General features: G+C 69.6%; 16 protein-coding genes. 11 read left to right on the forward strand and 5 right to left on the reverse strand.

Annotated elements, in window-relative coordinates; translation table 11 throughout:
• Window positions 1–3 precede the first annotated feature (3 nt).
• The 5 genes from prpC (at window position 4) to pbpC (ending at window position 12,815) form a co-directional block, all read left to right on the forward strand.
• The gene (prpC, locus tag AC06E6_RS02820) at window positions 4–1,164 is read left to right on the forward strand and encodes a bifunctional 2-methylcitrate synthase/citrate synthase (RefSeq protein WP_478060241.1); all 1,161 of its coding nucleotides are present in this window, start codon (window positions 4–6) and stop codon (window positions 1,162–1,164) included.
• Window positions 1,165–1,435: 271 nt separating this feature from the next.
• Window positions 1,436–4,054 (forward strand): Fe/S-dependent 2-methylisocitrate dehydratase AcnD, encoded by a 2,619-nt coding sequence (acnD, locus tag AC06E6_RS02825; protein WP_478060243.1) that lies wholly within the window; start codon window positions 1,436–1,438, stop codon window positions 4,052–4,054.
• A gap of 51 nt (window positions 4,055–4,105) precedes the next feature.
• Window positions 4,106–5,293, forward strand: coding sequence for a 2-methylaconitate cis-trans isomerase PrpF (gene prpF / locus AC06E6_RS02830; protein WP_478060245.1), 1,188 nt, complete (start codon window positions 4,106–4,108; stop codon window positions 5,291–5,293).
• Between the two features lie 124 nt (window positions 5,294–5,417).
• Window positions 5,418–10,313, forward strand: coding sequence for an alpha-2-macroglobulin family protein (locus AC06E6_RS02835; RefSeq protein WP_478060267.1), 4,896 nt, complete (start codon window positions 5,418–5,420; stop codon window positions 10,311–10,313).
• Window positions 10,314–10,457: 144 nt separating this feature from the next.
• Window positions 10,458–12,815, forward strand: coding sequence for a penicillin-binding protein 1C (gene pbpC / locus AC06E6_RS02840; RefSeq protein WP_240212140.1), 2,358 nt, complete (start codon window positions 10,458–10,460; stop codon window positions 12,813–12,815).
• Between the two features lie 560 nt (window positions 12,816–13,375).
• Here pbpC and AC06E6_RS02845 read toward each other — a convergent pair.
• Both AC06E6_RS02845 and AC06E6_RS02850 read right to left on the reverse strand, forming a co-directional pair.
• A complete protein-coding gene (locus AC06E6_RS02845; RefSeq protein ID WP_054667040.1) occupies window positions 13,376–13,951 on the reverse strand; it encodes a ferritin-like domain-containing protein in 576 nt (191 codons plus the stop codon).
• A 31-nt stretch (window positions 13,952–13,982) separates the two neighbouring features.
• Window positions 13,983–14,465 (reverse strand): peroxiredoxin, encoded by a 483-nt coding sequence (locus tag AC06E6_RS02850; protein ID WP_054667038.1) that lies wholly within the window; start codon window positions 14,463–14,465, stop codon window positions 13,983–13,985.
• Window positions 14,466–14,614: 149 nt separating this feature from the next.
• On the opposite strand from AC06E6_RS02850, the gene AC06E6_RS02855 reads away from it, so the two are divergent.
• Window positions 14,615–15,055: an Hsp20/alpha crystallin family protein gene (locus tag AC06E6_RS02855; protein ID WP_240212139.1), complete on the forward strand. Its 441-nt coding sequence runs from the start codon at window positions 14,615–14,617 to the stop codon at window positions 15,053–15,055.
• 125 nt (window positions 15,056–15,180) lie between these two features.
• The gene (locus AC06E6_RS02860; protein ID WP_104939291.1) at window positions 15,181–16,080 is read left to right on the forward strand and encodes a DnaJ C-terminal domain-containing protein; all 900 of its coding nucleotides are present in this window, start codon (window positions 15,181–15,183) and stop codon (window positions 16,078–16,080) included.
• A 625-nt stretch (window positions 16,081–16,705) separates the two neighbouring features.
• Here AC06E6_RS02860 and pilH read toward each other — a convergent pair.
• Both pilH and AC06E6_RS02870 read right to left on the reverse strand, forming a co-directional pair.
• The gene (pilH, locus tag AC06E6_RS02865) at window positions 16,706–17,092 is read right to left on the reverse strand and encodes a twitching motility response regulator PilH (protein WP_427851972.1); all 387 of its coding nucleotides are present in this window, start codon (window positions 17,090–17,092) and stop codon (window positions 16,706–16,708) included.
• An 85-nt stretch (window positions 17,093–17,177) separates the two neighbouring features.
• Window positions 17,178–18,173 (reverse strand): YhdH/YhfP family quinone oxidoreductase, encoded by a 996-nt coding sequence (locus AC06E6_RS02870; protein ID WP_478060249.1) that lies wholly within the window; start codon window positions 18,171–18,173, stop codon window positions 17,178–17,180.
• A 146-nt stretch (window positions 18,174–18,319) separates the two neighbouring features.
• On the opposite strand from AC06E6_RS02870, the gene hflK reads away from it, so the two are divergent.
• From hflK to AC06E6_RS02890, 4 genes are all read left to right on the forward strand, one after another.
• The gene (gene hflK / locus AC06E6_RS02875) at window positions 18,320–19,429 is read left to right on the forward strand and encodes an FtsH protease activity modulator HflK (protein ID WP_478060250.1); all 1,110 of its coding nucleotides are present in this window, start codon (window positions 18,320–18,322) and stop codon (window positions 19,427–19,429) included.
• Window positions 19,426–20,289: a protease modulator HflC gene (hflC, locus tag AC06E6_RS02880; protein WP_056931328.1), complete on the forward strand. Its 864-nt coding sequence runs from the start codon at window positions 19,426–19,428 to the stop codon at window positions 20,287–20,289. Before hflK ends, hflC begins: the two co-directional genes overlap by 4 nt.
• 139 nt (window positions 20,290–20,428) lie before the next feature.
• Window positions 20,429–20,614: a DUF2065 domain-containing protein gene (locus tag AC06E6_RS02885; RefSeq protein ID WP_240212137.1), complete on the forward strand. Its 186-nt coding sequence runs from the start codon at window positions 20,429–20,431 to the stop codon at window positions 20,612–20,614.
• Between the two features lie 231 nt (window positions 20,615–20,845).
• Window positions 20,846–22,138, forward strand: coding sequence for an adenylosuccinate synthase (locus AC06E6_RS02890; protein ID WP_056931330.1), 1,293 nt, complete (start codon window positions 20,846–20,848; stop codon window positions 22,136–22,138).
• 247 nt (window positions 22,139–22,385) lie between these two features.
• On the opposite strand, the gene AC06E6_RS02895 is transcribed toward AC06E6_RS02890, so the two are convergent.
• On the reverse strand, window positions 22,386–23,270 hold an 885-nt coding region (locus AC06E6_RS02895), incomplete at its 5' end, for a hypothetical protein (protein WP_478060253.1).

Consider the following 23,270-nt stretch of genomic DNA (forward strand, 5'->3'; position numbering starts at 1 on the left):
ACCATGTCAGAACAGACCACCGCCACGCCCGCCTTCAAGCCCAAGAAGTCCGTCGCCCTGTCCGGCACCGCCGCCGGCAACACCGCGCTGTGCACCGTCGGCCGCAGCGGCAACGACCTGCATTACCGCGGCTACGACATCCTGGACCTGGCCAACACCAGCGAGTTCGAGGAAATCGCCCACCTGCTGGTGCACGGCAAGCTGCCGAACAAGGCCGAGCTGCGCGCCTACAAGGCCAAGCTCAAGGCGCTGCGCGGCATCCCCGCCGCGGTCAAGGCCGCGCTCGAGGAGCTGCCGCCGTCGGCGCACCCGATGGACGTGATGCGCACCGGCGTGTCGGTGCTGGGCTGCGTGTCGCCGGAGAAGGACGACCACAACCACCCGGGTGCGCGTGACATCGCCGACAAGCTGATGGCCTGCCTCGGTTCGATGCTGCTGTACTGGTACCACTGGAGCCACAACGGCCGCGCCATCGACGTGGAGACCGACGACGACTCCATCGGCGGGCACTTCCTGCACCTGCTGCACGGCGAGCAGCCGCGCGACTCGTGGGTCAAGGCGATGCACACCTCGCTGATCCTGTACGCCGAGCATGAATTCAACGCTTCCACCTTCGCCTGCCGCGTCATCGCCGGCACCGGCAGCGACATGTACAGCGCCATCACCGGTGGCATCGGCGCGCTGCGCGGGCCCAAGCACGGTGGCGCCAACGAAGTCGCGTTCGAGGTGCAGAAGCGCTACGAGACGCCGGACGAGGCCGAGGCCGACATCAAGGCGCGGGTGGAGCGCAAGGAAGTGGTGATCGGCTTCGGCCACCCGGTCTACACCGTGTCCGATCCGCGCAACAAGGTGATCAAGGAGGTCGCGCGCGAGCTGTCGGCCGAACAGCAGAACATGAAGATGTACGACATCGCCGAGCGCCTGGAAACGGTGATGTGGGACATCAAGAAGATGTTCCCGAACCTGGACTGGTTCAGCGCCGTCAGCTACCACATGATGGGCGTGCCGACCGCCATGTTCACCCCGCTGTTCGTGATCGCGCGCACCGCCGGCTGGAGCGCGCACATCATCGAGCAGCGCATCGACGGCAAGATCATCCGTCCCAGCGCCAACTACACCGGTCCGGAAGACCAGGCCTTCGTGCCGCTGGACCAGCGCGCGTAAGCCGCGCATCGCGTCTTCCGCGTGCGGAAGACCAGGCCCTTCTCCCGCACGCGGGGGAAGGGCCGGGCGAGGGGAAGCGGCTGGCGCGCACGCCCGGCTTCGTGCGGGTGGACGAAGGTCGACAGGCAACGCCAGGGTTCCCCCTCCGCCCTTCGGGCACCTTCCCCCGCAGGCGGGGAGGGCAGCCTTCGGATTCTCCGGGGTGCGGCGGCTCGGCGCAGCCGCCAGCCCACCCGCCACGACAGCAAGCCCAGACCCTCACAGGCCCGCCATGAACACCGATCACCGCAAGCAACTCCCCGGCACCGCGCTGGACTACTTCGACGCCCGCGAGGCGGTCGATGCCATCGCCGCCGGCGCCTACGCCACCCTGCCGTACACCTCGCGCGTGCTGGCCGAGAACCTGGTGCGCCGCTGCGATCCGGCCGCGCTCGGCGATTCGCTCAGGCAGCTGATCGAGCGCCGCCGCGACCTGGATTTCCCGTGGTTCCCGGCGCGCGTGGTGTGCCACGACATCCTCGGCCAGACCGCGCTGGTGGACCTGGCCGGCCTGCGTGACGCCATCGCCGAAAAGGGCGGTGACCCGGCCAAGGTCAACCCGGTGGTGCCGGTGCAGCTGATCGTCGACCACTCGCTGGCGGTGGAGTGCGGCGGCTACGACCCGGACGCGTTCGCCAAGAACCGCGCCATCGAGGACCGCCGCAACGAAGACCGCTTCCACTTCATCGACTGGACCAAGCAGGCGTTCCAGAGCGTGGACGTGATCCCGCCGGGAAACGGCATCATGCACCAGATCAACCTGGAGAAGATGTCGCCGGTGGTCTACGTGCAGGATGGGGTAGCGTTCCCGGACACCTGCGTCGGCACCGATTCGCACACCCCGCACGTGGACGCACTGGGCGTGATCGCCATCGGCGTCGGCGGGCTGGAGGCGGAGAACGTGATGCTCGGCCGCGCCTCGTGGATGCGCCTGCCGGACATCGTCGGTGTCGAACTGAGTGGCAGGCCGCAGCCGGGCATCACCGCCACCGACGTGGTGCTGGCGCTGACCGAATTCCTGCGCAAGGAGCGCGTGGTCGGCGCCTACCTTGAATTCTTCGGCGAGGGTGCCGCGGCGCTGACCATCGGTGACCGCGCCACCATCTCCAACATGTGCCCGGAGTACGGCGCCACCGCGGCAATGTTCTACATCGACCAGCAGACCATCGATTACCTGCGCCTGACCGGCCGCGAGGAATCGCAGGTGGCGCTGGTGGAAAACTACGCGCGCACCACCGGCCTGTGGGCCGACGCGCTGGCCACCGCGCAGTACGAGCGCGTGCTGCGGTTCGACCTGTCCACGGTGGTGCGCAACATGGCCGGCCCGAGCAACCCGCACCGGCGCCTGCCGGTGTCCGAGCTGGCCGAGCGCGGCATCGCCGACGAAGCCAAGCTGGAAAGCGGCAGGGGCGAGGAAGCCCAGGGGCTGATGCCCGACGGCGCGGTGATCATCGCCGCCATCACCAGCTGCACCAATACCTCCAACCCGCGCAATGTGATCGCCGCCGGCCTGCTGGCGCGCAACGCCAACGCGCGCGGGCTGATGCGCAAGCCGTGGGTGAAGTCGTCGCTGGCGCCCGGTTCCAAGGCGGTGCAGCTGTACCTGGAAGAGGCCGGCCTGCTGCCCGAGCTGGAAAAGCTGGGCTTCGGCATCGTCGCCTTCGCCTGCACCACCTGCAACGGCATGAGCGGCGCGCTGGATCCGGCGATCCAGCAGGAAATCATCGACCGTGACCTGTACGCCACCGCCGTGCTGTCGGGCAACCGCAATTTCGACGGCCGCATCCATCCCTACGCCAAGCAGGCGTTCCTGGCCTCGCCGCCGCTGGTGATCGCTTACGCCATCGCCGGTACCGTGCGCTTCGACATCGAGAAGGACGTGCTGGGCATCGACGCCGACGGCAACGCCGTGCGGCTGAAGGACATCTGGCCGTCGGACGCCGAGATCGACGCGGTGGTCAAGGCCGCGGTCAAGCCGGAACAGTTCCGCAGCGTCTACAACCCGATGTTCAACGTGCGCGTCGAGCATGGCGCGCCGGCCAGCCCGCTGTATGACTGGCGCCCGCGCAGCACCTACATCCGCCGCCCGCCGTACTGGGAGGGCGCGCTGGCCGGCGAGCGCACGCTGCGCGGCATGCGCCCGCTGGCGGTGCTGCCGGATAACATCACCACCGACCACCTGTCGCCGTCCAATGCGATCCTGCCGTCCAGCGCCGCCGGCGAGTACCTGGCGAAGATGGGCCTGCCGGAAGAGGACTTCAATTCCTACGCCACCCACCGCGGCGACCACCTCACCGCGCAGCGCGCCACCTTCGCCAACCCCAAGCTCTACAACGAGATGGTGCGCAACGCCGACGGCAGCGTGCGGCAGGGCTCGCTGGCGCGGGTGGAGCCGGAAGGCAGGGTCATGCGCATGTGGGAAGCGATCGAGACCTACATGGCGCGCAAGCAGCCGCTGATCATCATCGCCGGTGCCGACTACGGCCAGGGCAGCTCGCGCGACTGGGCCGCCAAGGGCGTGCGCCTGGCCGGCGTGGAAGCCATCGTCGCCGAGGGCTTCGAGCGCATCCACCGCACCAACCTGATCGGCATGGGCGTGCTGCCGCTGGAGTTCAAGCCGGGCACCGACCGCAACACCCTGGGCATCGACGGCACCGAGACCTTCGACGTGGTCGGGCAGCGCACCCCGCGCGCCGACCTGACCCTGCTGATCCACCGCCGCGATGGCAGCACTGTCGAGGTGCCGGTGACCTGCCGCCTGGACAGCGACGAGGAAGTGGCCATCTACGAGGCCGGCGGCGTGCTGCAGCGCTTCGCCCAGGATTTCCTGGAAGGCGCCCGGGTGGCCTGATACCCCCGACGGCCCGGCAACGGGCCGTCTTTCATCGCAAGGAACCGTTCCATGGCATTTCTCCCGCAACTCCGCATTCCCGCCACCTACATGCGCGGCGGCACCAGCAAGGGCGTGTTCTTCCGCCTGCAGGACCTGCCGGAAGCGGCGCAGGTGCCCGGCCCGGCGCGCGACGCGCTGCTGATGCGGGTGATCGGTTCGCCCGACCCGTACGGCAAGCAGACCGACGGCATGGGCGGGGCGACGTCGAGCACCAGCAAGTGCGTGATCATCGCCCCGGCCTCGGTGCCGGACCACGATGTCGACTACCTGTACGGCCAGGTCTCCATCGACAGCGCGTTCGTCGACTGGTCGGGCAACTGCGGCAACCTCAGCACCGCGGTGGGGCCGTTCGCCATCGCCAACGGCCTGGTCCCGGCCGCGCGCATCCCGCGCGACGGCACCGTGGCGGTGCGGGTGTGGCAGGCCAACATCGGCAAGACCATCATCGTGCACGTGCCGGTGCGCGACGGGCAGGTGCAGGAAACCGGCGATTTCGAACTGGATGGCGTCACCTTCCCGGCGGCGGAGATCGTGCTGGAGTTCATCGATCCGTCCGACGATGAAGGCGAGGGCGGCTCGATGTTCCCGACCGGCAACCTCGTCGATGAGCTCGACGTGCCCGGCGTCGGCGCGCTCAAGGTGACGATGATCACCGCCGGCATCCCCACCGTGTTCGTCGACGCGGCCGCCATCGGCTACGACGGCACCGAACTGCAGCCGGCGATCAACGAGGACAAGGCGGCGCTGGCCCGGCTGGAGGCCATCCGCGTGGCCGCCGCGCTGCGCATGGGCCTGATCCGGGCGCCGGAAGAAGCGGCCACCCGCCAGCACACGCCCAAGGTCGCCTTCGTCGCGCCGGCCAGGGACTACGTCGCTTCCAGTGGCAAGCAAATCGCCGCCGCCGACATCGACCTCAACGTGCGCGCCCTGTCGATGGGCAAGCTGCACCACGCGATGATGGGCACCGCCTCGGTCGCCATCGCTACCGCCGCGGCGGTGCCGGGCACGCTGGTGAACCTGGCCGCCGGTGGTGGCCAGCGCGAGGCGGTGCGCTTCGGCCACCCCTCCGGCACCCTGCGGGTGGGCGCGGCGGTGGCCCGGGTCGACGGCCAGTGGACGGTGACCAAGGCGGTGATGTCGCGCTCGGCGCGGGTGCTGATGGAGGGCGCGGTCCGCGTGCCCGGCGACACGTTCTGAAAGGCCCGGGCGCAGCCGGCACGCCACCGCAGGCGTGCCGTCGCGCACACGAGGGGTTCCCGGGCGGCGGCTATACTCGCCGCGTCTGCAGGAGAACGCCATGGGCAACAGGAAGTGGAAGCACATGCGCTGGGGCGCCGCCGCGCTGGTGGCGCTGGCGATGCTGGCCGGCTGCAAGCGCAACGAGACCGGGCAGCTGCCCGGCGCCAGCGGCGAGGCGATCCAGGCCAAGCGCGACGAGGTCAAGGGTTTCGCGCTGATGCGCGTGTGGCCCGACCAGAAGGGCGGCGACGGCCTGTCGCTGGCGGTGGAGTTCTCGCAGCCGCTGGTCGGCACCCAGGACTTCGACAAGCTGCTGCGCTTCGAGGAAAAGGTCGGCACCGAGGACAGCAGCTGGTCACTGTCCGATGACGGCAAGACCCTGCGCTACCCTTACGTCGAGGCGGCCAAGGATTACACCCTGGTCGTCTCGGCCGACCTGCTCGCCGCCGACGGCAGCCGCCTGGGCCGCGAAGTGCGCCAGCAGGTGTTCACCGGCGAACTGAAGCCGGCCGCCGGCTTCGCCTCGCAGGGCAGCGTGCTGCCGGCGCGCGAGAGCCGCGGCCTGCCGGTGGTGTCGGTCAACGTGCCGGAAGTGGACGTCGAATTCCTGCGCGTGGGCGAGAAGAACCTGCCCAGCTTCTTCAGCCAGTACCAGCGCGGCGGCCGTCGCGGCAGCTGGGAGCTGGACAGCGACTACGGCGAGCACACGCCGATCTCGCAGCTGGCCGAGCCGGTCTACCTGAACCGCTTCGTGCTCGGCGGCAAGCCCAACGAACGGGTGCTGACCTACCTGCCGATCCAGGAGATCCGCGAGCTGCAGCAGCCGGGCCTGTACTTCGCGGTGATGAAGCGCGCCGGCAGTTTCGAGGGCGAGTACGACACCGCGTTCTTCACCGTCAGCGACATCGGCCTGCACACCCGCGCCTACAAGGAGCAGCTGTTCGTGCACACCGCCTCGCTGGCCTCCGGCGCGCCGCTGAAGAAGGTCGAGCTGCGGGTGCTCGACGGCAAGGGCGAGACCATCCTCAAGGGCCAGACCGACGCCAACGGCAACGCGCTGCTCAACTACACCCTGGACGCCGCGCACGTGCTGGTGGCCAGCAGCGGTGCCGACACCACGATGCTGCCGTTCAACCAGCCGGCGCTGGACCTGAGCGAGTTCGCCGTGGCCGGGCGCCAGAACGCATGGTTCGACGTGTTCGCCTGGTCCGGCCGCGACCTGTACCGCCCCGGCGAGACGGTGCGCGTGTCGGCGCTGCTGCGCGACAACGACGGCAAGCCGGTGACCGCGCCGGACAAGGGCGCGCAGCCGGTGTTCCTGCGGCTCAAGCAGCCCGACGGCAAGGTGTTCCGCGAAACCCGCCTGCAGCCGGGCGCGCAGGGCTATTTCAGTTTCGAGCAGGCGATCCCGGCCGAGGCGCCCACCGGCCGCTGGCAGGTCGAGTTCCGTACCGACCCGGCCAGCAAGGAGGCCGTGCAGGGTCTGACCCTGCGCATCGAGGAATTCCTGCCCGAGCGCATGAAGCTGGACCTGGACAGCGCACAGAAGACGCTCAAACCGGGCGAACCGCTGAAGCTGCAGGCCGACGCCGCGTACCTGTACGGCGCGCCGGCCGACGGCAACCGCTTCACCGCCCGGCTGGCGGTGGCGGTGGAGCAGCACCCGCTGGAATCGATGCCGGGCTGGTTCTTCGGCGACCCGACCGTGAGCCTGCCGCGCGACGCCAGCGACGTGATCGACACCACCCTGCCCAGCGACGGCCGGCTGCGCCAGGACATCGCCCTGCCGGACGAGGTCGGCAAGGGTACGCCGGTGGCGGCGCTGGTCTCGGCCAGCGTCTACGAGACCGGCGGCCGCACCGTCACCCGCACCCTCAAGCGCGTGCTGTGGCCGGCACCGGCGCTGGTCGCGGTGCGCCCGCTGTTCAGCGACACCGATGGCGCCGACGCCAACGCCAACGCGCGTTTCGAGCTGCAGCGCGTGGATGCCGACGGCAAGCCGCAGCCGGCCAAGGGGCTCAAGGTCACCCTGGTGCGCGAACTGCGCGACTACCACTGGACCTTCACCGACAACCGCTGGGACTACGATTTCACACGCCGCTTCGAGAACAAGGAAACCCGCACCCTCGATGTCGGCGCCACCGCCGCCCGGTTCGACTTCCCGGTGGAGTGGGGCGAATACCGGGTGGACGTGTTCGACCCGGCCACCGGGCTGACCATGCGCTACCCGTTCCGTGCCGGCTGGAGCTGGAACGACGACAACCGCGGGCTCGACGCGCGCCCGGACAAGGTCAAGCTGGCCCTGGACAAGACCGGCTACAAGGCCGGCGACACGCTGAAGGTGACCCTGACCCCGCCGCATGCCGGGCGGGGCGTGCTGATGGTCGAAAGCGACCGCATGCTGTACGTGCAGGACATCGAGGCCAAGCCGGGCAGCACCTTCGAGATTCCGGTCACCCAGGACTGGGAGCGGCACGACGTCTACGTCACCGCGCTGGTGTTCCGCGGTGGCAGCGCGTCCAGCAAGATCACCCCGGCGCGCGCCGTGGGCGTGGCGCACGTGCCGATGGACCGCCGTGACCGCCGCATCGCGGTGGGCCTGGTGGCGCCGAAGCAGATGCGCCCCGAACAGCCGATGACGGTCACCGTCAGCGCGCCGGAGCTGGCCGGCAAGCCGGCGCACGTCACCGTCTCGGCGGTGGACGTGGGCATCCTCAACATCACCCGCTTCGCGGTGCCCGACGCCAACGCGCATTTCTTCGCGCAGCGCCGCCTGGGGGTGGACGCCTACGACATCTACGGGCGGGTGATCGAGAGCTTCGAGGGCAACAGCGGCAAGCTCAAGTTCGGCGGCGACATGGCGCTGCAGGCGCTGCCGCAGGCGCGGCGCCCGACCGCGCGGGTGCAGACCGTGGACCTGTTCTCCGGCCCGGTCGCGCTCGACGCGAAGGGCAACGCCCGCATCACCCTGCCGGTGCCGGATTTCAACGGCACCCTGCGGGTGTCGGCGCTGGTGTATTCGGACACGCGCTACGGCAACCGCGACGTGGAAACGGTGGTGCGCGCGCCGATCCTGGCCGAGGCCAGCATGCCGCGGGTCATGGCCCCCGGCGACCGCAGCACGGTGACCCTGGACGTGCAGAACTTCACCGGCAAGCCCGGCGAGTTCACGGTGCGGGTGGACGGCGAGGGCCCGCTGGCGATCGGCGAGGCCGCGCGCCGGCTGCAGCTGGCCGCCGACGCCAAGCAGACCCTGAGCTTCCCGCTCAGCGCGCAGGAGGGCTACACCGTGGCCAAGGTGCGGGTACGGGTGGACGGCAACGGCTTCAAGGTCGACCGCCGCTACGACCTGCCGGTGCGCGCGGCCTGGCCGCAGGTGCTGCGCGCGCAGACCCGCACGCTCGACCCGCTGGCGCCGGTCACCCTGGACAGCGCCTTCGCCGGCGGGCTGATGGCCGGTTCGGTCAGTGCGCGCATGCTGGTCAGCCCGCTGCCGCCGATCCCGTTCGCCTCGGCCCTGCAGGGCGCGCTGAACTACCCCTACGGCTGCGCCGAACAGACCACCAGCAAGGGCTATGCGGCACTGCTGCTGGACCAGGCCACCTCGGCCATGCTCGGCGCCGACGGGCTGGACGCCAAGGCCCGCCGCGAGCGCATGGAAGGCGCGTTCGGGCGACTGGCCTCGATGCAGGTGGCCAACGGCAACTTCTCGATGTGGGGCAGCGACGACTACGTCAACCCGGCGCTGACCCCGTACATCGCCGAGTTCCTGCTCGACGCCAAGGATGCCGGCTTCGCGGTGCCGGACAACGTGCTGCAGAAGGCATTGAACCGGATCAGCGAGGACCTGCTCAGCGGCGGCAACCAGTTCTACGGCCAGGACCGCCGCGAGGCACTGAAGTTCGCCAACCAGGCGTATTCCGGCTACGTGCTGGCGCGGGTCAACCGCGCCCCGCTGGGCACGCTGCGCGCGCTGTACGACAACGAGCGCGGCAAGGCGGTGACCGGGTTGTCGCTGGTACACCTGGGCGTGGCGCTGTCGCTGCAGGGCGACAGCAAGCGCGGCCAGGCCGCCATCGCCGCCGGCTTCGGCATGGCCGGCAAGGACCGCCCGGCGTATTTCGGCGACTACGGCAGCCCGCTGCGCGACGACGCGCTGATGATCGCGCTGCTGCACGAGCGTGGCCTGGCCAAGCCCGGGTACGACGCACGCGCGGTCAGCCTGGGCCGCGAACTGGACGCGCGCCGCAACGCCGGCTGGCTGTGGCTGAGCACCCAGGAGCAGGTGGCGCTGGCGCGGCTGGGCAAGGCGCTGATGGCCGACCAGAAGAAGCTGGTCTCCGGTGAACTGGCGGTGGGCCAGGCGCGCGAAGCCATCGACGCGCGCAAGCTGTTCGCGCGGGTGTTCGACGCCACGCAGCTGGCGCAGGGCGTGCGCTTCACCCCGCAGGGCCAGGCGCCGATGTTCGCCAGCCTGGAAGTGGCCGGCATTCCGCGGCAGGCGCCGGCGCCGGACAACAGCGTGATCGGCATCGAGCGCGCCTGGTTCACCACCGACGGCAAGCCGTGGACCCCGCGGCCGCTGAAGGAAGGCGAGGCGCTGATCGTGCGCCTGAGCGTCACCGCCAACACCGCCATGCCCGACGCGCTGCTGACCGACCTGCTGCCGGCCGGCCTGGAGATCGAGAACTTCAACCTCGGCGACGCCAGGCAGTGGGCCGACGTGGTGGTGGACGGCATCCAGATCAACGACCGTGGCGGTGCGGCCGATGCCAAGCACGAGGAGTTCCGCGACGACCGCTACGTGGCCGCGCTGAACCTGTCGCGCGGCAGCACCGCGCGGGTGTTCTACCTGGTGCGCGCGGTCACCCCGGGCACCTACACCGTGCCGCCGCCGCTGGCCGAGGACATGTACCGTCCCGAGCTGCGCGGCGTGGGCCGGTCCAACCCGACCACGATCACCGTCGTGCAGCCATGACGATCACCGCGGGCACGTGCCACTGCGCGTGCCCGCGCGGCAATGAATGGATGATGGATGGCGAGCGCCGCACCCCGCACTCCGGTACCTCCCGCTCCCGCGCCCGCCGCGGGCGCGGGCGTCGAACGCGGCACTGATCCGGCGATGCGGCCGCCGCGCGGGCGCTTGCGGCGCCTGCTGCCATGGCTGCGCTGGGGCACGGTGGCGCTGTTGTCGCTGCTGCTGGTGCTGGATATCGCCTTCCCGCCGCCGCTGCCGGCCGCACGCGACACCGGTACCCTGGTCGTCGCCCGCGACGGCACGCCGCTGCGCGCCTTCGCCGATGCGCAGGGCGTGTGGCGCTACCCGGCCGATGCGAAGACCGTCTCGCCGCTGTACCTGCAGGCACTGCTGACCTACGAGGACCGCTGGTTCCGCCGGCACCCCGGCATCAATCCGTGGGCGCTGCTGCGCGCCGGCGGGCAGATGCTGGCCGAGCGCCGCATCGTCTCCGGCGGCTCCACCCTGACCATGCAGGTGGCGCGCATCCTCGACCCGCACACGCGCACGCCCTGGGGCAAGGCCAAGCAGTTGCTGCGCGCGCTGCAGCTGGAGGCGCACCTGGACAAGGCGCAGATCCTGGACCTGTACCTGGAGCGCGCGCCTTACGGCGGCACCATCGAAGGCGTGGAAGCGGCCAGCTGGGCCTACCTGGGCAAGCCGGCGGCGCGGCTGTCGCATGCCGAAGCCGCGCTGTTGGCGGTGCTGCCGCAGTCGCCGAGCCGGCTGCGCCCGGACCGCCACCCCGAGGCCGCGCGCCGCGCCCGCGACAAGGTGCTGGCGCGCATGGCCGAGCTGGGCGCCTGGTCGGACGAAGCGGTGGCCGATGCGCGCATCGAGCCAGTGGTCGCACGCTCGCTGCAGCAGCCGCTGCACGCGGCCTTGCTGGCGCAGCGGCTGCGCAGTGCGCAACCGCGCGCGGCGCACATCCAGACCACCCTGGACAGCGGTCTGCAGCGCACCCTGGAAGAGCGCGTGGCCGCGTATTTCTCGCAGTTGCCCGAGCGCACCTCCGCCGCGCTGCTGGTAATGGACAACGCCACCCTGGAAGCGCGCGCCTACGTCGGTTCGGTGGCGTTCGCCGACAAGGCGCGGCTGGGCCACGTGGACATGGTGCAGGCCTGGCGCTCGCCCGGCTCCACGCTCAAGCCGTTCCTGTACGGCATGGCGCTGGACGACGGGCTGATCCATTCCGAAAGCCTGCTGGTCGATGCGCCGCAGAGCTTCGGCGGCTACCGCCCCGGCAACTTCGACGCCGCGTTCAACGGCCCGGTCGGCGCGGCCACCGCGCTGCGGCTGTCGCTGAACGTACCGGCGGTGGACCTGCTCGACCGCGTCGGCCCGTCGCGCTTCGCCGCGCGGCTGGGCAACGCCGGCATCAAGCTGCGCTTCCCGCACGGGGTGCAGCCCAACCTGGCGCTGATCCTGGGCGGCACCGGCGCGCGCCTGGAGGACCTGGTCGGCGCCTTCGCCGCGCTCAACCGCCAGGGCATCGCCGGGCGCGTGCGCTACACCCCCGACGACCCGCGCATCGAACGCCGGCTGGTGTCGCCGGGCGCGGCGTGGATCGTGCGCGACATCCTGCAGTCCAACCCGCGCCCCGGCTACGGGCTGGGCACCTTCGACACCGGCAGCCGCCCGCCGGTGGCGTGGAAGACCGGCACCAGCTATGGCTACCGCGACGCCTGGGCGATCGGCAGCACCCGCCGCTACACCGTCGGCGTGTGGGTGGGGCGCCCGGACGGTACGCCGTTGCCCGGCCAGTACGGCGCGGTCACCGCGCTGCCGCTGATGTTCGAAGTGATCGACAGCCTGCCGCGCCAGCCCGGCGACAGCGACACGCCGCCGATGCCGGCCAGCGTTGGCGAGGTGGCGGTGTGCTGGCCGCTGGGCCTGGCCGCCACCGACACGCCGCCGGCGCTGTGCCAGCGGCGGCTCGACGCGCTGGCGCTGGATGGCACCGTGCCGCCGACCTTCGCCGAGCGCGATGCGCGGCTGTGGCAGTCCGGGCAAGTGCGCTTCGAGGTGGATGCGCGCAGCGGCCAGCGCCTGTCGGCCGGCTGCGAGGGCCACCCGCAGCGGCAGGCGCGCGAAGTCGCGCGCTGGCCGGCGCTGGCCTCGCCGTGGCTGTCGCAGGCGCAGCGCCAGGCGCAGCAGCTGCCGCCGCTGGCGCCGGACTGCCCCGACGACGGCCGCGGCAAGGATGCCGCCCTACACATCGACGGACTCACCGACCGCGCCACCGTGGCGCGCGCGCCGGGCGCGGCGCACGGCCCGCGCCTGCAGATACGGGCGATCGGCAGCGAAACCACGGTGCAGTGGCTGCTGGACGGGCGCTGGATCGCGCAGACCGAAGGCGCGCGCGCGTTCGTGCGCGACTTCGATGAGCCGGGCGAGCACAGCCTCACCGCACTGGCCGCGGACGGTGCCTGGACCCGCATCCGCTTCCGCGTGGCGCACTGAGCGGTGCGCGATGTGCCCGCGTAGGTGCGAGGCTTGCCTCGCACGCCCTTCGTGACCGATATCGGGAAGGCCCCCGTGCCGGGCAAGCCCGGCACCTACGATGCCCTCGGCCGCTCCGGCGTCCAGATGCCATTGGACGATCCAAGAAAGGCCCTGCGGTGCCATTGCGCTCCATGGCTGGCCGCCGATGGCGCCTGCAGGTCCCTCCGCCCGGCGCGCGGCACGTTGCGCGATGTGCCCGCGTAGGTGCGAGGCTTGCCTCGCACGCTCTTCGTGACCGATATCGGGAAGGCCCCTGTGCCGGGCAAGCCCGGCACCTACGATGCCCTCGGCCGCTACGGCACCTACGATGCCATCGCACAGTCCAAGGGAGGCCCTACGGTGCCATTGGACGATCCAGCCACGGCATGTGCTTCATGGTTGGCCGCCGCGGCGCCCGCCGCCGGCGCCTGCAGGCCCCTCCGCCCGGCGCGCGGCACGTTGCGCGATGTGCCCACGTAGGTGCGAGGCTTGCCTCGCACGCTCTTCCGCGCAAAGCGCCAGGGCGCGTTTCGCCGCGGTTACTCGCCGATCCAGCCGTCGAGCAGGTCGGCGAAGTCGTCGGCGTGTTCTTCTTCCTGCGCCAGGATCTGCTCGAGGATGCGCTTGGTGGTGGTGTCCTTGTCGCCGACGAAGTTGATCATCTCGCGGTAACTGTCGATGGCGATGCGCTCGGCGATCAGGTTCTCGCGCACCATGTCGCGCAGGTTGCCGCCTTCCTTGTACTCGGCGTGGGCGCGGGCGGTGAGGGTGTCCGGGTTGAAGTCCGGCTCGCCGCCCAGCTGCACGATGCGCTCGGCCAGCATGCCGGCGTGCGCCTGCTCCTGCTGCGCGTGCTCCAGGAATTCGGCCTTCACCGCATCGGCGAGCATGCCCTTGGCCATGTAGTAGTGGCGGTAATAACGCAGCACGCACACCCATTCGGTGGCCAGGGCGTCGTTGAGCAGCTTGATCACCATCTTGCGGTCGGCGGCATAGGTCGGGGTGATCGCGCCGTCCTCGATGCTCTTGCGCGCGTTGGCGCGCAGGGTCTTGCGGTCGCTGATGCCGCTGGCCGGGACGGTCATGGCTTTCTTGCTGGCGGGCTGCTTGCTCATGGCGGGCGTGCTCCTTGGTGGAAGGGAATCGCTACTCCGGAAGGTGGGCCAGTACGTACTCGGCGGAGGACACCTCGAAATTGCCGGGTTCCTCCACGTGCACGGCGCGCACGATGCCGTTGTCCACGTACAGCGCGAAACGGCGCGAACGCATGCCCATGCCCGATCCGCTGGCGTCCATTTCCAGGCCCAGGGCGCGGGTGAGGTCGCCATTGCCGTCGGACAGCATCAGCAGCCCGTCCGGCACCGACTGCGCCTTGCCCCAGGCCTGCATCACGAACGGGTCGTTCACCGCCATGCAGAACACGTCGATGCCGCGGCTGCGGAACTGCTCGAAGCGCTCGATGTAGCCGGGCAGGTGGCGCGCCGAGCAGGTCGGGGTGAACGCACCGGGCACCGCGAACAGCACCGCCTTGCGGCCATCGAACAGCGCTTGGGTGTCGATGGTTTCCATGCCCTCGCGGATGCGCTTGAGGGTCACTTCCGGGATGCGGTCGCCGACGTGGATGGTCATGGGCTTCTCCAGAGTCTGAATCGAAGTTTAGTGAGCGGGGTTGAGGGCCGCGTCAACGGCTTGAAAGCGCGGCCTTCACGCAGCATTTCCCGTGCATGGGCGCAGGGCGCCATTCCGGCCGCCCGCCCGCATCCCTGCAGGAGGAGATGATGAGCATCGTACGTTACCGCCAGTGGCCGACCCAGTCCGATATCCGCCATCTGCTCGCCCCGTTGCTGGACATGCCCGGCGACGCCGCACCGGCCGGTAGCTGGGTGCCGGCCGTGGACATCCGCGAACAGGACACGCAGTTCGTGCTGCATGCCGACCTGCCGGGCGTGGACCCGGCCTCGATCGAGGTGCAGATGGACAAGGGCGTGCTGTCGATCAAGGGCGAGCGCCGCGCGCCGGCGCCGGTGGAAGGCCCGCACTTCTCGCGCATCGAACGCCGCCACGGCACGTTCGAACGCCGCTTTGCGCTGCCCGACAGCGCCGACGCCGAAGGCATCGTCGCCAGCAGCCGTGACGGCGTGCTGGAAATCCGCATCCCCAAGCGCGCCGAGGCCGCGCCGCGCCGCATCCAGGTGGCCAGCGCCGGCGGCACCGCGTAAGCACGCGCCGCGCACACATCGGCACCGCCGTGGCCCGCTAGAATGGCGCCACGGCGGCAGCCGAACCCGTATCGGCCCGTTCGCCGCAAGGCGGCGGGCCCGACTCTTTCCGAAAGGGTGTCTGGATGGAATTCAAGGATTACTACGCGACATTGGGCGTGGAGCCCACGGCCGGCGATGCCGAAATCAAGACCGCCTACCGGCGGCTGGCGCGCAAGTACCACCCGGACGTGAGCAAGGAAGCCGGCGCCGAGGAGAAGTTCAAGGCCGTCAACGAAGCCTACGAGGCGCTGCGCGACCCGGCCAAGCGCCAGGCCTACGACCAGCTGCGCGCCCAGGGCTACCGGCCCGGCGAGGAGTTCCACGCGCCGCCCAACTTCGGCGGCGGCCAGGGCTTCGACTTCGAGGAAGTGTTCGGCGGCGCCGGTGCCGGCGGCGGCTTCAGCGATTTCTTCGAAAGCCTGTTCGCGCGCCAGCGCGGGGGCGGCCGTGCGCGTGGCGGATTCGACGGTTTCGGTGGCAACGCCGGGCCGCAGCCCACGCGCGATACCCGCGCCAAGCTGTCGGTGCCGCTGGAAGCGGCCTACAACGGCGACACGCTGCGCATCAACGTCGATGGCCGCCAGCTGGACGTGCGCGTGCCCAAGGGCATCCGCCCCGGGCAGGTGATCCGCCTGGCCGGGCAGGGCAGCGGTGGCGGCAACCTGATGCTGGAAGTGGAATACGCCGCGCACCCGCAGTTCGAGGTGGACGGCCGCAACATCCTTTACACCCTGCAGGTCACCCCCTGGCAGGCGGCGCTGGGCACCAGCATCAGCGTGCCGACCCTGGGCGGGGCGGTGGAGCTGAAGGTGCCGGCCGACTCGGACAGCGGCCGCAAGCTGCGCCTGCGCGGCCGCGGGCTGCCGGGCAAGCCGGACGGCGACCAGATCGTGGAGCTGGAAGTGATCGCCCCGGTGGCGACCAACGAGGCCCAGCAGAAGGCCTACCGTGCGCTGGCCAAGGCCTTCGGCGAGAAAATCTGACGTATCGCCAGCGGCAGGCGCGGCCCGTGAGGGCGCCCCTGCGGCCGCATCAGGTCGGGGCCACGGCCCCGTAGGTGTGGGGCTCGCCCCACACGGGGCCTTGCCGGGGAACGCCGCATGCGGGGCAAGCCCCGCATCTACAGGTAAGCGTGCGGTGCATGCCCGCATCCACAGCACGCGGAGCAAGCCTCGTATCGCGCATGCGGAGCGAGGCCCCCATCCACTGGTCAGGTTTCGTGAACGTCGCCGCCTGGCCGTATCAGGTCGGGGCCACGGCGTCGTAGGTGTGGGGCTTGCTCCACACGGGGCCTTGCCGGGGGAAGCCGCATGCGGGGCAAGCCCCGCATCTACAGGGGCAGCGTGCGATGCAAGCCCACATTCACAGCATGCGGGGCAAGCCTCGTATCTAGCATGCGGAGCGAGGCCCGCATCCACAGAGCAGGTTTCGGGAACGTCGCCGCCTGGCAGTATCAGGTCGGGGCCACGGCGTCGTAGGTGTGGGGCTTGCCCCACACGGGGCCTTGCCGGGGGAAGCCGCATGCGGGGCAAGCCCCGCATCTACAGGGGCAGCGTGCGATGCAAGCCCACATTCACAGCATGCGGGGCGAGCCGCCCCATCCACAGATCAGGTTTCGGGCGCGTCGCCGCCGCCTTCGAATACCCGCGCGATCACCTCGGACAGCTCGTCTTCCGAAAACGGTTTGGTGATGTAGGCCTTGGCGCCCTGGCGCATGCCCCACAGGCGGTCGGTGTCCTGGTCCTTGGTGGTCACCAGCACCACCGGGATGTGCGCGGTGCTGGCCTCGCGCTTGAGCGTGCGCGTGGCCTGGAAACCGTTGAGGTTGGGCATCACCACGTCCATCAGCACCAGGTCGGGCAGCACCGACTTGGCCGCTTCCACGCCGGCGGCGCCGTCGGTGGCGGTGAAGGTTTCATGCCCCAGTTTTTCGACGATGCGCTGGATGCCGAGCAGCTGCGACGGCGAATCGTCCACGATCAGAATACGCGCCACGTTCTTCCCCAAGATGATGTCGCGGCCATAGTGTCGTGCCCGCTGCGATGCGAAGCAACCCGCCACGCCGCGCGCGGCGCCGCATTCAGTCGATCCGCACCAGGGTGCGCCCGAACGAGCCGCCGCCCAGCATGGTGGCGAACACCTCCGGCAACCCGTCCAGGCCCACCTCGCGGGTGCAGATGGTGTCCAGGTGGCGCGGCTTCCAGTCGTCGCCCAGGTGCTGCCACACCTGTTCGCGGATGTCGCGCGCGGTGCCGGCCGAGGCCACCCCCAGCAGCGACACGCCGCGGATGATGAACGGCATCACCGTCATGTCCAGTTCCGCGCTGGCGGCCAGCCCGGCCGAGGCAACGTTGCCGTAGGGCGCGGTCTGCGCCAGCAGGCTGGTGAGCATGGCGCCGCCGACATTGTCCAGGCCGCCGCCGAAGCGCGCCGATTCCATCGGCCGGGTGGTGGCCAGCGCCTCGCGGCCCAGCACCTGGGTGGCACCCAGTGTGGTGAGGTAGTCCCTGGCTTCGGCCTTGCCGCTGATGGCGTGCACCTCGAAGCCGGCGCGGCTGAAGATATCCACCGCCAGCGAGCCGACCCCGCCGGTGGCGCCGGTCACCGCCAGCGGGCCGTGCGCCGGGGTCTGCCGGTTGTCGGTCATGCGCAGCAGGGCCAGCGCGGCGGTGAACCCGGCCGTGCCCAGCACCATGGCCTCGCGCAGGCTCAGCCCGGCCGGCAGCGGGATGGCCCACTTCGACTCCAGCCGCACATACTGGCTGTAGCCGCCGTCGCGGGTTTCGCTCAGCCCGCAGCCGGTGGCCAGCACCGCATCGCCCTCGCGGAAAGCCGGGTCGCGGGAGGCCACCACCTCGCCGGCCACGTCGATGCCGCCCACCAGTGGGAACCGGCGCAGGATCTTGCCCTGGCCGGTGCCGGCCAGCGCGTCCTTGTAATTGACCGAGGACCAGCGGGCGCGCACCACCACCTCGCCCGGGCTCAGCTGGTCCAGGGCGACCTGCTCCAGCCCGGCGCGGTAGCCGGCGTCGTCGTTGTGGATGCGGAAGGCGGTGAACGGGGCGAGGGCGGACATGGCATGGCCTGCGGCGGAACGGGAGACAACCAAGATAGCGGTTGCGAAACGTCAGGTCTGCCCCATCTAGTAGAATCCGGATTCGATTGACCACGGCCAGGACTGCGGGAACGCCCCGCGGACAGGCCCTGACAGATGGAGCATGCATGGCCTGGAACACACCTGGCGGCAACGATAGTGGCGGCCCCGCCGACAACCGGCGCGGATCGCGCTCGCCGCGCGGCGGCAATGGCGGCGGCGGATGGGGCGGCTTGCCCGGCCCGCTGCGCGACCTGTTCGACGGCGGCATCTGGCGCTGGGTACTGGTGGGCGTGGCGCTGCTGGTGCTGCTGTCCAGCTTCCAGCTGATCGGCGAACAGCAGCGCGGCGTGGTGCTGCGCTTCGGCCAGTTCTCGCGCATCCTGCAGCCGGGCCCGAACTTCAAGCTGCCGTGGCCGATCGAATCGGTGGTCAAGGTCAACGCCACCCAGATCAAGACCTTCAGCAGCAACGTGCCGGTGCTCACCCGCGACGAGAACATCGTCAACGTGGCGCTGAACGTGCAGTACCGCGTGGACGACCCGCGCCTGTACCAGTTCGGCACCATCGACGCCGACCAGGTGCTGGAGCAGTCGGCGCAGAGCGCGGTGCGCGAGCAGGTGGGCCGTGCCGACCTCAACACCGTGCTCAACAACCGCGGCCCGCTGGCCGTGGCCGCCGAGCAGCGCCTGGAAGCCTCGCTCAAGGCCTACCGCACCGGCCTGGTGGTCACCGGCCTGACCCTGCCCGACGCACGCCCGCCGGAAGAAGTGAAGCCGGCCTTCGACGAAGTCAACGGCGCCCAGCAGGTCAAGGAACGGCTGATCAACGAAGCCCAGGCCTACGCCGCCAAGGTGGTGCCCGAAGCGCGCGGCCAGGCCTCGCGCGCGCGCACCACCGCCGAAGGCTACAAGCAGGCCATCGTGGCCCGCGCCGAAGGTGACGCGCGCCGCTTCACCCTGCTGCAGGCCGAATACAAGAACGCCCCGGAAGTCACCCGCAAGCGCCTGTGGCTGGAAACCGTGCAGGACGTGCTGGCCGAGAACCGCAAGGTCATCGGCGGCGACGGCCGCCAGCTGATCTACGTGCCGATGCCGGCCGACGCCGGCAAGACCGCCAACGCCCCGCAATTGACCCCGGAAATGGCGGTGCCGGCGCTGCCGGCCGCCACCGACAGCATTCGCAACGCGGACCGTTCCGGTTCGCGCTCGGCAAACCGTGAGGAGGCCGGCCGATGAAGAATTCCCTTGTGATCGGCCTGCTGGTCGCCGTGCTGCTGGGCCTGCTGGGCTCGGTGTACGTGGTGCGCGAAGACCAGACCGCCATGGTGCTCAACCTGGGCAAGGTGGTGCGCTCGGACATCAAGCCCGGCCTGCACTTCAAGGTGCCGCTGGTGGAAACGGTGCGCGTGTTCGACCGCCGCTTCCAGGTGCTGGACACCGCCCCGGCGCGCTACTTCACCGCCGAGCAGAAGGACGTGAGCGTCGACTTCTTCGCCATCGGCTACATCTCCGACGTGCGCGCCTACTACCGCGCCACCGGCGGCGACGGCAAGGTGGCCAACGCCCGCCTGGCGCCGATCATCACCGACTCGCTGCGCAACCAGATCAACGCCCGCACCCTGCAGCAGCTGGTGTCCGGCGACCGCGGCGAGCTCATTGCCGGGCAGCTGCAGGGCATCAACGAGGCGGTCAAGACGCTGGGCATGCAGATCATCGACCTGCGCATCAAGCAGATCGACCTGCCCACCGACAGCCAGGTGATCACCGACGTCTACGAGCGCATGCGCGCCCAGCGCAAGCAGGAAGCGGCCAAGCTGCGCGCCGAAGGCGAGGAGCAGTCGCTCACCATCCGCGCCCAGGCCGACCGCGAAAGCACCGTGCTGGTGGCCGAAGCCGAGCGCGACGCCCAGCAGCTGCGCGGCGAGGGCGACGCCCAGGCCGCCGCCATCTACGGCAAGGCCGGCTCGGCCGACCCGGCGTTCTACGCCTTCTACCGCAGCCTGGAGGCCTACCGCGCCTCCATGACCGACGGCAACGGCGTGATCGTGCTGGACAAGAACGACCCGTTCCTGCAGTACCTCAAGAACGACCGCTGAGCCCAGGCCCGCGCCGCCCCGCCCCTCTCCCGCCGGGAGAGGGCAGGGGCCGGGCCCTTACAGGACACAGGAAGCCGCGGCCGCGGCGCTGCACTGCAATGCACCCCCGGCCGCGGTGTTCCCCCGCCTCGCCATCCCCATGCAAGACCTCTTCTCCGCGCTCTGCCTGGTCGCCATCCTCGAAGGCCTGCTCCTGTTCGCCGCGCCGCTGGCGTGGAAGCGCATGGCCGCGCGCCTTCTGGAACTGCCCGCCGCGGCCCTGCGCCAGTCTGGCGCGGTGCTGCTGGCCATCGGCCTGGCCGCGCTGTGGTGGCTGCGTCACTGAACCGCGGCCGGCCGCCCGCCCCGGCCGGGGCCGGCGGGGGTGGTAGCCGTCAGGCAAAACCCGGATAATCCAGAAAAGCCGGCCGGGGCACTCCCGTTCGGCTTTTTCCGTGTAAGGCCCTGGCGTTTGCCCGGCACTCCCCGATGGAGCGCCACCCCGGCAGGCCCGCCGGCCCCGCGCGGTCCCGTCCGCGGCCCCGATGGCCGCAGCCAACTCAGGAGTTCACCCGCCATGGGTCAATCAGTTGTTGTTCTCGGCGCCCAGTGGGGCGATGAAGGCAAGGGCAAGATCGTCGATCTGCTCACCGAGGAAATCGGTGCCGTCGTGCGTTTCCAGGGCGGCCACAACGCCGGCCACACCCTGGTCATCAACGGTAAGAAGACCGTCCTGCACCTGATTCCATCCGGCATCCTGCGCGACGACGCGCTGTGCCTGATCGGCAACGGCGTGGTGATTTCCCCGGCCGCGCTGCGCAAGGAAATCGAAGAGCTGGAAACGGCCGGCGTGGAAGTGCGCTCGCGCCTGAAGATTTCCCCGGCCGCGCCGCTGATCATGCCGTACCACATTGCCCTGGACCAGGCGCGCGAAAAGGCCGCCGGCGGCAAGGCCATCGGCACCACCGGACGCGGCATTGGCCCGGCCTATGAAGACAAGGTGGCGCGCCGCGGCATCCGCATCGCCGACCTGCACTACCCGGAACAGCTGGCCGAAAAGCTGCGCACCGCGCTGGACTACCACAACTTCGTGCTCACCAAGTACCTGGGCGTGGAGCCGGTGGATTTCGACAGCGTCTACGCCGAAGCGCTGGCCTTTGGCGAATACGTCGAGCCGATGAAGAGTGACGTGGCCGGCATCTGCCATGACCTGCGCAAGCAGGGCAAGCGCGTGCTGTTCGAAGGCGCGCAGGGCGCGCTGCTGGACATCGACCACGGCACCTACCCGTACGTCACCAGCTCCAACACCACCGTGGGCGGCGCGCTGGCCGGCGCCGGCGTGGGCGCCGACGCCATCGACTACGTGCTGGGCATCGCCAAGGCCTACGCTACCCGCGTGGGCGGCGGCCCGTTCCCGACCGAACTGGACGACGAAATCGGCCAAGGCATCCGCGACCGCGGCGCCGAGTACGGCGCCTCCACCGGCCGCCCGCGCCGCTGCGGCTGGATGGACATCGTTGCGCTCAAGCGCGCCGTGGCCATCAACGGCATCACCGGCCTGTGCATCACCAAGCTGGACGTGCTGGACGGCATGGAAAAGCTCAAGGTGTGCATTGCCTACGAATACCGCGGCAAGCGCACCGAATACGCCCCGCTGGACGCGCAGGGCTGGGAAGAGTGCACCCCGGTGTACCTAGAATTCCCGGGCTGGAGCGAGAACACCCACGGCATCACCGAGTGGGACCAGCTGCCGCCCGCCGCCCGCGCCTACCTGCGCGCGCTGGAAGAACTGGCCGGCTGCCCGATCAGCATCGTCTCCACCGGTCCGGACCGCGACCACACCATGGTGTTGCAGGATCCGTGGGGTTGAGGCGTTAGCCCCGTAGGAGCTAGGTCACTAGCTCCGAAATGATGATGTTTAACCAAGAAGCCCCGCATTTGCGGGGCTTCTTGTTGCTGCTTCTTAAAAAATAATGGAGCGGTCCTTTGGCGCCGACTTGGAGGCTTTCATTTGCCAGTTTGCACGTCAGGGAATTGGCGGGAATCACAAGAAATCATCAAAGTAATACCCGCTCTCGACCAGTAGCAGACATCTAGACCATTTAAGGCGGCATCCTTTACGTGCTGCAAATGACCCCAAGGTCGCAACCAATGGTTTCTTTCAAATAGGTTGCCGCCGAGGCGATCACCATGTCTTGGTCGGTCGTCCTGTTTGCCAATGACAGGCCCGGCTGCACCACGAGGATTTCCGCATCAACGCGTTTGAATCGGTAGGCCTTCACGATGTTGTTCAACTCTGTAGGACTGCCCGCGAGGAACCGGCTCGGTCGAACATTTGTCGCCAATTTCTGATTCCGGCTGTTGATGTGCTGGCCAAGATCCCTGAAGCGCCACTTCCATTTCGCTGAGCGCACAGCCTGTGAGCAAACTTCGACCACGTCCTTGACGCGTTCGCCAGCCGTCTGACCCCCCGAGAATTTGCAGTGGGCCAGCACCAGACGGATGCGATCCGGCTCTTCCTTAAGGCAAACTAGGTCGGCCGCTTCGCCCGCTGCGTCGTCGTCGAACACAACGTCGAAACCACCTTGGATGAAATGCTGCGCGGCCTTCCACTGGATTGAGTCCATGCGCATTTGTCCATTCCGCCACAGTGACTCGACCGTCAAATCCACCCCCTGCCAATCCCATGTTTCGAACTGGCTCGCATCGAGCTGTAGTTCTCGCGGATCTTGGGGCTTGATCAGGAGATTCCCGTCCAACTCAGAAAGATCTACGAAGCGGACCAGGGGCGGGTACGAGCTGAAGTACTGGGATGCCCCGTAATCGCGATTTCCTATCTTGATGGATAGCTCGTCCCCGCCTGTCTGGCGAACCTGAAATCCGTATTCACCTCCAACCGTTAACGTGAAGGCGGCCAAGTCAGGAACATCGTCGGTCCTGAGCTCAAATCGTAAGCTGCTCCCTTCTTTATCGCGGAATTCTATGTCCACCAGATAGAGCGG

This window comes from Stenotrophomonas sp. Steno-Z10-HUANG (genome assembly GCF_056393075.1).

Coding starts and splice junctions, on each gene's coding strand:
- prpF (WP_478060245.1), top strand. CDS start 4,106: ATGGCATTTCTCCCGCAACTCCGCATTCCCGCCACCTACATGCGCGGC.
- AC06E6_RS02845 (WP_054667040.1), bottom strand. CDS start 13,951: ATGAGCAAGCAGCCCGCCAGCAAGAAAGCCATGACCGTCCCGGCCAGC.
- acnD (WP_478060243.1), top strand. CDS start 1,436: ATGAACACCGATCACCGCAAGCAACTCCCCGGCACCGCGCTGGACTAC.
- AC06E6_RS02860 (WP_104939291.1), top strand. CDS start 15,181: ATGGAATTCAAGGATTACTACGCGACATTGGGCGTGGAGCCCACGGCC.
- AC06E6_RS02850 (WP_054667038.1), bottom strand. CDS start 14,465: ATGACCATCCACGTCGGCGACCGCATCCCGGAAGTGACCCTCAAGCGC.
- AC06E6_RS02885 (WP_240212137.1), top strand. CDS start 20,429: ATGCAAGACCTCTTCTCCGCGCTCTGCCTGGTCGCCATCCTCGAAGGC.
- hflK (WP_478060250.1), top strand. CDS start 18,320: ATGGCCTGGAACACACCTGGCGGCAACGATAGTGGCGGCCCCGCCGAC.
- AC06E6_RS02890 (WP_056931330.1), top strand. CDS start 20,846: ATGGGTCAATCAGTTGTTGTTCTCGGCGCCCAGTGGGGCGATGAAGGC.
- AC06E6_RS02870 (WP_478060249.1), bottom strand. CDS start 18,173: ATGTCCGCCCTCGCCCCGTTCACCGCCTTCCGCATCCACAACGACGAC.
- AC06E6_RS02835 (WP_478060267.1), top strand. CDS start 5,418: ATGCGCTGGGGCGCCGCCGCGCTGGTGGCGCTGGCGATGCTGGCCGGC.
- AC06E6_RS02855 (WP_240212139.1), top strand. CDS start 14,615: ATGAGCATCGTACGTTACCGCCAGTGGCCGACCCAGTCCGATATCCGC.
- prpC (WP_478060241.1), top strand. CDS start 4: ATGTCAGAACAGACCACCGCCACGCCCGCCTTCAAGCCCAAGAAGTCC.
- pbpC (WP_240212140.1), top strand. CDS start 10,458: ATGCGGCCGCCGCGCGGGCGCTTGCGGCGCCTGCTGCCATGGCTGCGC.
- hflC (WP_056931328.1), top strand. CDS start 19,426: ATGAAGAATTCCCTTGTGATCGGCCTGCTGGTCGCCGTGCTGCTGGGC.